Source organism: Streptomyces sp. YS-3 (genome assembly GCF_045257485.1).
Lineage (GTDB): Bacteria > Actinomycetota > Actinomycetes > Streptomycetales > Streptomycetaceae > Streptomyces.
Window position 1 is genome coordinate 1 of the sequence record NZ_JBJHPC010000269.1, and the last position, 9,440, is coordinate 9,440.

The 9,440-nt window shown below is 70.7% G+C and carries 10 protein-coding genes; all 10 read right to left on the bottom strand.

Translation table 11 applies throughout. The annotated features are described in order from the left end of the window. Positions 1-311 precede the first annotated feature (311 nt). Positions 312-854 (bottom strand): adenine phosphoribosyltransferase, encoded by a 543-nt coding sequence (locus ACJA3G_RS21350; RefSeq protein ID WP_406554621.1) that lies wholly within the window; start codon positions 852-854, stop codon positions 312-314. Continuing rightward, positions 851-1,963, bottom strand: a complete 1,113-nt coding sequence (gene secF / locus ACJA3G_RS21355; RefSeq protein WP_406554622.1) for a protein translocase subunit SecF — start codon at positions 1,961-1,963, stop codon at positions 851-853. The genes ACJA3G_RS21350 and secF overlap by 4 nt, the downstream gene beginning before the upstream one ends. A 1-nt stretch (position 1,964) precedes the next feature. Continuing rightward, positions 1,965-3,743 (bottom strand): protein translocase subunit SecD, encoded by a 1,779-nt coding sequence (gene secD / locus ACJA3G_RS21360; protein ID WP_406554623.1) that lies wholly within the window; start codon positions 3,741-3,743, stop codon positions 1,965-1,967. A 144-nt stretch (positions 3,744-3,887) separates the two neighbouring features. Beyond that, positions 3,888-4,376, bottom strand: coding sequence for a preprotein translocase subunit YajC (yajC, locus tag ACJA3G_RS21365; RefSeq protein ID WP_406554624.1), 489 nt, complete (start codon positions 4,374-4,376; stop codon positions 3,888-3,890). Positions 4,377-4,545: 169 nt separating this feature from the next. Further along, complete coding sequence (ruvB, locus tag ACJA3G_RS21370) at positions 4,546-5,631, bottom strand: Holliday junction branch migration DNA helicase RuvB (protein ID WP_406554625.1); 1,086 nt, start codon at positions 5,629-5,631, stop codon at positions 4,546-4,548. A 55-nt stretch (positions 5,632-5,686) separates the two neighbouring features. Next, positions 5,687-6,292, bottom strand: a complete 606-nt coding sequence (gene ruvA / locus ACJA3G_RS21375) for a Holliday junction branch migration protein RuvA (protein ID WP_406554626.1) — start codon at positions 6,290-6,292, stop codon at positions 5,687-5,689. Next, positions 6,289-6,834 carry a crossover junction endodeoxyribonuclease RuvC gene (gene ruvC / locus ACJA3G_RS21380; protein WP_369380802.1) on the bottom strand — a complete coding sequence of 182 codons (546 nt, stop codon included), beginning with the start codon at positions 6,832-6,834 and terminating at the stop codon, positions 6,289-6,291. Before ruvC ends, ruvA begins: the two co-directional genes overlap by 4 nt. A gap of 118 nt (positions 6,835-6,952) precedes the next feature. Then, a complete protein-coding gene (locus ACJA3G_RS21385) occupies positions 6,953-7,705 on the bottom strand; it encodes a YebC/PmpR family DNA-binding transcriptional regulator (protein WP_406554627.1) in 753 nt (250 codons plus the stop codon). A gap of 62 nt (positions 7,706-7,767) precedes the next feature. Beyond that, a complete protein-coding gene (gene pdxT / locus ACJA3G_RS21390; RefSeq protein WP_406554628.1) occupies positions 7,768-8,355 on the bottom strand; it encodes a pyridoxal 5'-phosphate synthase glutaminase subunit PdxT in 588 nt (195 codons plus the stop codon). A 19-nt stretch (positions 8,356-8,374) separates the two neighbouring features. After that, a complete protein-coding gene (gene pdxS / locus ACJA3G_RS21395) occupies positions 8,375-9,289 on the bottom strand; it encodes a pyridoxal 5'-phosphate synthase lyase subunit PdxS (RefSeq protein WP_406554629.1) in 915 nt (304 codons plus the stop codon). Between the last annotated feature and the right edge of the window lie 151 nt (positions 9,290-9,440).

Here is a 9,440-nt window from a genome sequence, read left to right on the forward strand (position 1 = left end):
GAGTGGCTGGGCCTCGTCTGGCAAGAGCGCTCCTCTGGGGTCTCCCCGGACGGAGTCTGGGGGAGGATCCGGGTCCCCCGGTCAGGCCCGGAAGCCCATGGTATCGATCCTCGGCGGCCGGTTCGTGTCGGGCGGGTGTGACCGGCTGTAGCCGGGGCGCCGCCTGCCCGGGGGAGCCCCCGTTCCCGGGGGCGGGACGGGCGGGGGGCGCGGTCTGCCGGACCGGCTCTCATCAGGCACAACCGCGTCAACGCGGAAGGCGGGCACCGGATTCCCCCGGTGCCCGCCTTCCGCGTCTTCGCCGCTCTTGATCAGAGCGTGATGAGTGCCTCCAGCGGAGCCCCGCGCAGGGCGGCTTCCAGCCGCTGGCGCCCGGCCAGGAAGCCGAGCTCCATCAGGACCGCCACTCCGGCCACCTCGGCCCCGGCCCGCCGGATCAGCTCCAGGGAGGCCTCGGCCGTGCCGCCGGTCGCGAGCACGTCGTCGATGACCATGACGCGGTCGCCCGCGGCCAGGTCCTCGGCGTGCACCTCGATCTCGGCCGTGCCGTACTCCAGCTCGTACGCCTGGGAGAGCGTGGCTCCGGGGAGCTTGCCCGCCTTGCGCACGGGGATGAAGCCGATGCCCGCGCGGACCGCGACCGGGGCGGCCAGGATGAAGCCGCGCGCCTCCAGGCCGACGATCTTCGTCGCGCCGTGGCGTACGCACAGCTCGGCGAGGGTCTCGGTGAGAGCCGTGAAGGCGGCCGGGTCCGCGAGCAGCGGCGTGATGTCCTTGAACAGCACGCCCGGCTTCGGATAGTCCGGTACGTCACGGATCCGGCTGAGCAGCAGCTCCTGGGTGGTGACCGTCATCGGCGCTTCCCCCGGTTGTTGCGGGAGGGCTGGCGGCGCTGGCCGACGACCGCGCCGGCGGTCGCGGTCGCGTCCTCCGCGTCCTCGGCGCCGTCCTGCGGCTCGCCGTCACGGGGGTCGTCGGCGCTCTCGCCCTTGGCCGCGGCGGCGGCCCGCTTGGCGAGCACCCGCTTCTTGAGGGCCTTCATCTGCGGGTCGCGCTCCTTGAGGTCGGCGACCAGCGGGGTGGCGATGAAGATCGACGAGTACGCGCCGGCCGCGAGGCCGACGAAGAGCGACAGCGAGATGTCGTTCAGCATGCCGGCGCCGAGGACACCGCCACCGATGAACAGCAGACCCGCCACCGGGAGCAGCGCGACGACCGTGGTGTTGATGGAACGCACCAGGGTGCCGTTGAGGCTCTTGTTGGCCATCTCGCTGTAGGTGAGCCTGGTCTGCTTGGTGATGCCCCGCTGGCCCTCCTTGAGACCGTCGAAGACGACGACGGTGTCGTAGAGCGAGTAACCGAGGATGGTGAGCAGACCGATCACGGTGCCCGGGGTGACCTCGAAGCCGACCAGCGCGTAGATACCGACGGTGATCGTGATGTCGTGGATCAGCGCGACCAGGGCCGCGAGAGCCATGCGCCATTCGAAGGCGATCGCCAGATAGATCACCACGAGGATCATGAACACGATCAGACCGGTCCATGCCTTGTTGGCGATCTGGTCGCCCCAGCTGGGACCGACGAGGTCGGCGTTGATGTCCTCGGCGGGGACCTTGAGGTCCTTGGAGAGCTCGGTCTTGATCGCGTCCGACTTCGCGGTGTCGATGCCGCTGATCTGGATGCGCAGACCCTTGTTGCCGAGCTTCTGGACGATGGCGTCGTGGCCGGAGGCGCGCTCCGCGACCTGCTCCGCCTGGGCGACCGAGACGGAGGTCTTCGGGGTGGTGAAGACCGCGCCGCCCTCGAACTCGATACCCATCGTCAGACCCCGCACCGCCAGGCCCAGGATGGCCGTGATGGTGATCAGGATCGAGATGCCGTACCAGATCTTCCGCTTGCCGACGAAGTCGTAGCCGACCTCACCGCGGTAGAGCCGGGCGCCGAGATGACCGAGTCGCGACATCTCACGCCTCCTTCGGGTCGGTGGGGGCGGCGGAGGTGCGGCGGGCGCGGCGCAGCGGCGGCTTGGCGCCCAGACGCTGCGGATCCAGACCGGACCACGGGTGGCCGCCGGCGAAGAACTGCTTGCGCGCCAGGAGCGTCATCACCGGCTTGGTGAAGAGGAACACCACGACGATGTCGAGCAGGGTGGTCAGGCCCAGCGTGAAGGCGAAGCCCTGGACCTTGCCGACGGTCACGATGAACAGCACCGCGGCGGCGAGGAACGACACGAAGTCGGAGACCATGATCGTGCGCCGGGCGCGGGGCCAGGCACGCTCGACGGCCGGACGCAGGGTGCGGCCCTCGCGGATCTCGTCCCGGATCCGTTCGAAGTACACGATGAACGAGTCCGCCGTGATGCCGATGGCGACGATGGCTCCGCAGACCGCGGGCAGATTCAGCGCGAAGTTGATGGCCGGACCGAGCAGCGCCATGATCACGTACGTGAGGACCGCGGAGACCACGAGGCTCAGAAGGGCGACCAGCGCCAGACCCCGGTAGTAGAGCACCAGGTAGAGGATGACCAGCGCCAGGCCGATGGCGCCGGCGATCAGACCGGCGTGCAGCTGGTCGGCGCCGAGCGCGGCGGTGACGGTGGTGACGCTCTGCTCCTCGAAGGAGAGCGGCAGGGCGCCGTAGGACAGCACGTTCGCCAGGTCGTTGGCGGAGCGCTGGTTGAAGCTGCCGGAGATCTCGGCGCTGCCGCTGAGCGTCTGGCTCACCGACGGGGCGGAGACGACCTGGTTGTCCAGCGCGATGGCGAACTGGTTCTGCGGGGACTGCTGCTTCGACAGCTTGCCGGTGATCGACTGGAACTTCTTCGAGCCCTTGCCCGTGAAGTCCATCTGGACGATCCACATGCCGCGCTGCTGGTCGATGACGGCCTTGGCCTTCTTGACGTCCGTGCCCTCGATCTCGGCCGGGCCCAGGATGTACTTGGCCTCGCCGGTCTGGTCACAGGCCGCGATGGTGTCCGTGGCCTTGCTGCCGAAGGCGGCCTTGGCGCGCGACTCCTTGGTGGAGCAGTCGAGTCCCTCGAACTGCTTCTGGAGCTTGGCCACCGCCGCCGCGTCGCCGGTGGGCGGTACCGGCGGCGTCGCGCCCGGCGTCGTCCCCGGCTTCGGGGTGGTCGCCGGGAGGCCCGGCGTGGTCTTCGGGGAGGGCTTGCCGTCCGCCTTCAGCGCGTCGGTGAGGGCGCGGCCCTGCGGCGTCGACTTCGCGCTCGGCTTGGTCGACGGCGTCGAGGACGGCTTGTTCTTGTCGCCGTTCTTGCCCGCGCTCTTGCTCGCCGTGGGGCTCGGCGAGCCGCTGGGCTGCGGCTTGGCCGGGGTGCCGGCGGCGACCGTGAGGACGGGCCGGAAGTAGAGCTTGGCGGTGGTGCCGACCTGCTGGCGGGCCTGCTCCGAGTTCGTCCCTTTGGGGATGTTGACGATGATGTTGCGATCGCCCTGGGTCTGGACCTCGGCCTCGGAGACACCCAGACCGTTGACACGGCGGTTCATGATCGAGACCGCGGTGTCCATGTTGTTCTTGTTGATCGCCTTTTCCTGGCCGGGCTCGGCCTTCGCCCTGAGCGTGATGCTCGTACCGCCGGCGAGGTCGATGCCCAGGCGGGGCGTGTTGTGCCCGGAGGCGAACATGCCGCCCGCGAGGGCCACCATGGCGATCAGGAACAGGACCAGGGTGCGCCCCGGCCTGCCCTGGGCCCCCGCCGGCCTTCGGCCCTTCTTCGGTGCTGCCACCTTGTCGTTTCTCCCTGTCCAACCGCCCGCGCCGGGTGTGCGCCTGGGCGGCCACGAAGTGTTGTGGGGACGTCCCCCGTGGAAGTCGTCACCCTCGGCGGGACCGGCGGGCGCGCGCTGGCGCCCGCCGGTCCCCGAGAGCGGCTACTTCGCGTCCGACCCGCCGTCTGCCTTGCCGTCCTTGGGCGCGGCGGCGTCGTCCGCCTCGTCCTTCTTGCCCAGGTCGATCTTGTCCGCCGGGGCGGCCTCGGCCACGTCGGCCGCCTCGGCCTCGTCGGCCGGGTGCCCGGCGGTCTCGGTCAGCGACGAGGCGTCGTCCGGCACGGCCGGGAGGTCGGAGGCCTCGTCCGTCTCGCCGTGCACGATGCGGTTGTACTCCTCGTCGGAGAGGACCGCGCCGATCGCGTTCTTCGCGTAGACGGCGTGGACGCCCGGCGCCACCTCCAGATGGATCGTGTCGTCGCCGATCTCCTTCACCGTGGCGTACATACCGCCGATGGTGCGGACGCCGGTGCCGGGCTGGATGTCATTCCGCATGGCCGCGGCCTGCTGCTGCTTCCTCTTCGCGGAACGGGTCATAAGGAACATGGCCCCGATGAGGATGATGAAGGGGAGAAGGGTCACGGGATTCACGGGACGAACTTCCTTCGCACGACCGCGCAAGGAGTGCGGCCTGATCTGGGGGTGGGTATGCCGACCGGCAAATACGAGGGCGGCATCGGCGGAGTCTAAGCGAGTCCGCACAGCTGGAACAACGCCCAGCATCGCACCCGGGTTCCTCCCCGTGCACCCACCCGCGCCGTCACGGCCCGAAGAGCCCCTGTTGTCCGCTTCCCGGGACGCCCCCCTGACCCTGCTGGGGCGGGACCAGGCCCAGGTGGGCCCAGGCGGCGGGGGTGGCGACGCGCCCGCGCGGGGTGCGCGCCAGCAGGCCTTCCCGTACGAGGAAGGGCTCGGCCACCTCCTCGACGGTCTCCCGCTCCTCCCCCACCGCGACCGCCAGCGTGGACAGGCCGACCGGGCCGCCACCGAACAGTTTCAGCAAGGCCTGGAGCACGGCCCGGTCGAGGCGGTCCAGGCCCCGTACGTCCACCTCGTACACCCCCAGGGCCGCCGCGGCGATCTCGCGGGTGATCACGCCGTCGGCCTTGACCTGCGCGTAGTCCCTGACGCGGCGCAGCAGGCGGTTGGCGATACGGGGCGTGCCGCGCGAGCGGCCGGCGATCTCGGCCGCGCCCGCCGTGTCGATCTCCACGTCGAGCAGCCGGGCCGAGCGGTGGATCACTCGCTCCAGCTCGGCCGGCTCGTAGAACTCCATGTGCCCGGTGAAGCCGAAGCGGTCGCGCAGCGGGGGCGGCAGCAGGCCCGCGCGCGTGGTGGCGCCGACCAGGGTGAAGGGGGGCAGCTCCAGCGGGATGGCGGTGGCGCCGGGGCCCTTGCCGACGATCACGTCGACCCGGAAGTCCTCCATCGCCATGTAGAGCATCTCCTCGGCGGGGCGCGACATGCGGTGGATCTCGTCGAGGAAGAGGACCTCACCCTCCTGGAGGGAGGAGAGGATCGCGGCGAGGTCGCCCGCGTGCTGGATGGCCGGGCCGCTGGTGATGCGGATGGGGGCGCCCATCTCGGCCGCGATGATCATCGAGAGCGTGGTCTTGCCGAGGCCGGGGGCGCCGGAGAGCAGCACATGGTCGGCGGTGGCGCCGCGGGCGCGGGCGGCCCGCAGCACCAGGTCGAGCTGCTCGCGGACCTTCTCCTGGCCGACGAACTCCTCCAGGTCCTTGGGGCGCAGGGCGGCCTCGACGGCCTGGTCCTCGCCGTCGGCCACCGAGCCGACCAGCCTCGGGTCGGTGGCGTCGGCTTCGGATCCGGTCTCGTCCCAGTTCATCAGTACGGTTCTCTCGTCGGGTCGGGCGGCGTCGGGCAGGGCGGGGCCGGGCGGCTCAGCGGGCGCGGTTGAGGGTCTGCAGCGCGGCCTTCAGGAGCGCCCCGATGTTCGGCGCCCCGGTGGCCTCGGCCTGGGGGGCGACGGCGGTGACCGCCTCGTCGGCCTCGCGGGTGGCGTACCCGAGGCCGATCAGGGCGGCGTGCAGCTGGTCGCGCCAGCCCGCCGAGACCGGGGCGCCGGTGGCGGGGGCGCTGCCGACGGGTGCGCCGAGCCGGTCCTTCAGCTCGATGAGGAGCTTCTGGGCGCCCTTCTTGCCGATGCCGGGCACGGCGGTCAGCGCCTTCTCGTCACCGGAGGCGAAGGCCCGGCGCAGCGCGTCGGGGGTGTGCACCGACAGGACGGCCTGGGCGAGCCGGGGGCCCACCCCGTTGGCGGTCTGGAGCAGCTCGAAGACCTGCTTCTCGTCGTCGTCCGCGAACCCGTACAGCGTGAGGGAGTCCTCGCGGACGACCAACGACGTGGCGAGCTTGGCCTGTTGGCCGACGCGCAGGGTGGCCAGGGTGTTGGGCGTGCACTGCAGGGCCATGCCGACGCCGCCGACCTCGACCACCGCGGCGTCGGGGGCGAGGGCGGCGACCGGGCCGCTGACGAAGGCGATCATCGCGTGACCTTCTTTACGGAGAGGTGGGCACGGCGGGCCTGCTCGTGCGCCTGTTGCAGGCGGTTGACGGCGGGGGCGCGCCAGATGTGGCAGATGGCGAGGGCCAGCGCGTCCGCCGCGTCGGCCGGTTTGGGCGGGGCGTCCAGCCGCAGGAGACGGGTCACCATCGCGCCGACCTGGGCCTTGTCGGCCCGGCCGCTGCCGGTGACGGCGGCCTTGACCTCGCTGGGGGTGTGCAGGGCGACCGGGATGCCGCGCCGGGAGGCGCAGAGCATGGCGACGGCGCTGGCCTGGGCGGTGCCCATCACCGTCCGGACGTTGTGCTGGCTGAACACCCGCTCCACCGCGACGAATTCGGGCCGGTGCTCATCCAGCCACTGCTCGATGCCCTGCTCGATGGCGACCAGGCGGTGGCCGAGCTCCGCGTCCGCGGGTGTGCGGACCACGCCGACGCCGAGCATCGTCAGCGGGCGGCCCGCCACGCCCTCGACGACACCGACACCGCACCGGGTCAGCCCCGGGTCCACGCCCAGTACCCGCACGCGCCCTCCCCTGGTGATCTTTGACTTGCTGCCAGGCTATCCGCTGCCACCGACAACGGCGGCGGGCCGGTGGGAGGTGTCCCACCGGCCCGCCGGAAAACGCCCGCACAGCGCGCCGTTACGCGTCGACCTTCTCCATGACCTCGTCGGAGACGTCGAAGTTGGCGAAGACGTTCTGCACGTCGTCGCTGTCCTCCAGCGCGTCGATCAGCTTGAAGATCTTGCGCGCGCCCTCCTCGTCCAGCTCGACCTGCATGGTCGGGACGAAGTTGGCCTCGGCCGAGTCGTAGTCGATGCCGTTCTCCTGGAGCGCGGTGCGCACCGCGACCAGGTCGGTGGCCTCGGAAATGATCTCGAAGGACTCGCCGAGGTCGTTGACCTCCTCGGCGCCCGCGTCCAGGACGGCGCCCAGGACGTCGTCCTCGGTGAGCTCGCCCTTGGGCAGGACGACGACGCCCTTGCGGTTGAAGAGGTACGAGACGGAGCCCGGGTCGGCCATCGAGCCGCCGTTGCGGGTCATGGCGACGCGCACGTCCGAGGCGGCACGGTTGCGGTTGTCGGTGAGGCACTCGATGAGCACCGCGACACCGTTGGGACCGTAGCCCTCGTACATGATCGTCTCGTAGTCGGCGCCGCCCGCCTCGAGACCGGCGCCGCGCTTGAGCGCGGAGTCGATGTTCTTGTTGGGCACCGACTGCTTCTTCGCCTTCTGCACGGCGTCGAAGAGGGTCGGGTTGCCGTCGATGTCGGCGCCGCCGGTGCGGGCCGCGACCTCGATGTTCTTGATCAGCTTCGCGAAGAGTTTGCCGCGCTTGGCGTCGATCACGGCCTTCTTGTGCTTCGTCGTAGCCCATTTAGAGTGGCCGGACATCTGCCTGTCTCCTTCGCGTAACCAATTCTGCGTCGTTCGCCAGAGATCCTACCGGGAGCCGGTCACCGGGCGTCGCGCACCATGTCCACGAAGAGGGCGTGCATCCGGTGGTCGCCGGTCAGTTCGGGGTGGAACGAGGTGGCGAGGGCGTTGCCCTGGCGGACCGCGACGATGTGGCCGCCGTGCTCGGCGAGGACCTCGGTCCCCGCGCCCACCGACTCCACCCAGGGCGCCCGGATGAAGACGCCCTCGACGGGGCCGACTCCGGTGACCTCGACGGTGGCCTCGAAGGACTCGTTCTGCCGTCCGAAGGCGTTGCGGCGCACGATCATGTCGATGCCGCCGATCGTCTCCTGGCCCGAGCGCGGATCGAGGATCTTGTCGGCGAGCATGATCAGGCCGGCGCAGGTGCCGTAGACGGGCATGCCGTCGGCCACGCGCGCGCGAAGCGGCTCCATCAGCCCGAACAGGACCGCGAGCTTGGAGATGGTGGTGGACTCGCCGCCCGGGACGACCAGGCCGTCCACCTCGGCGAGCTCCTCGGGGCGCCGGACCGGCCTGGCCACGGCGTCCGCCGAGGCCAGGGCGATCAGATGCTCCCGTACGTCGCCCTGGAGGGCCAGGACGCCGATGACGGGTGTGTTGCTCATGTCCTTCGGTACCTGTGCCTTACCAGCCGCGGTTGGCGTAGCGCTCGGCCTCGGGGAGGGTGTCGCAGTTGATGCCGACCATGGCCTCGCCCAGGTTGCGGGAGGCGTCCGCGATGATCTTCGGGTCGTCGTAGAAGGTGGTGGCCTTCACGATGGCGGCGGCGCGCTTGGCCGGGTCGCCCGACTTGAAGATGCCGGAGCCGACGAAGACGCCCTCGGCACCGAGCTGGCGCATCAGCGCGGCGTCGGCCGGGGTGGCGACGCCACCGGCGGAGAACAGCACGACCGGGAGCTTGCCGAGCTCGGCGACCTCCTTGACCAGCTCGTACGGGGCGCGCAGGTCCTTGGCGGCGGCGAACAGCTCGTTGTTGTCGAAGCCGCGCAGCCGGGCGATCTCGTTCTTGATCTGGCGCAGGTGACGGACGGCCTCGACGACGTTGCCGGTGCCGGCCTCGCCCTTGGAGCGGATCATGGCCGCGCCCTCGGCGATACGGCGCAGGGCCTCGCCCAGGTTGGTGGCACCGCAGACGAAGGGGGTGGTGAAGGCCCACTTGTCGGAGTGGTTGACCTCGTCGGCCGGGGTGAGGACCTCGGACTCGTCGATGTAGTCGACGCCGAGGGACTGCAGGACCTGGGCCTCGACGAAGTGGCCGATGCGCGACTTGGCCATGACCGGGATGGAGACCGCCTCGATGATCTCCTCGATCATGTTGGGGTCGGACATCCGGGCGACGCCGCCGTCCTTACGGATGTCGGCCGGGACCCGCTCCAGGGCCATGACGGCCACGGCGCCCGCGTCCTCGGCGATCTTCGCCTGCTCGGCGTTGACCACGTCCATGATCACACCGCCCTTGAGCTGCTCGGCCATGCCGCGCTTCACGCGCGCGGTGCCGGTCTCGGGGTTCTGGGCGCTGTTGGGGAGGGTGCTGGACACGGGACCTCGCTGGGTGGAGAAGGGGGGGTTCCTACTGGGTTTCCTGCTGGGTTTCCTACTGCCCCAGAGGGTCGCCCGCCGGACCAGTCCACAGCAAGGGCCAATGTGGAGGCGGTGGATCGTTTTGGCCTGGTCGGGGGTTGGCGGGGTG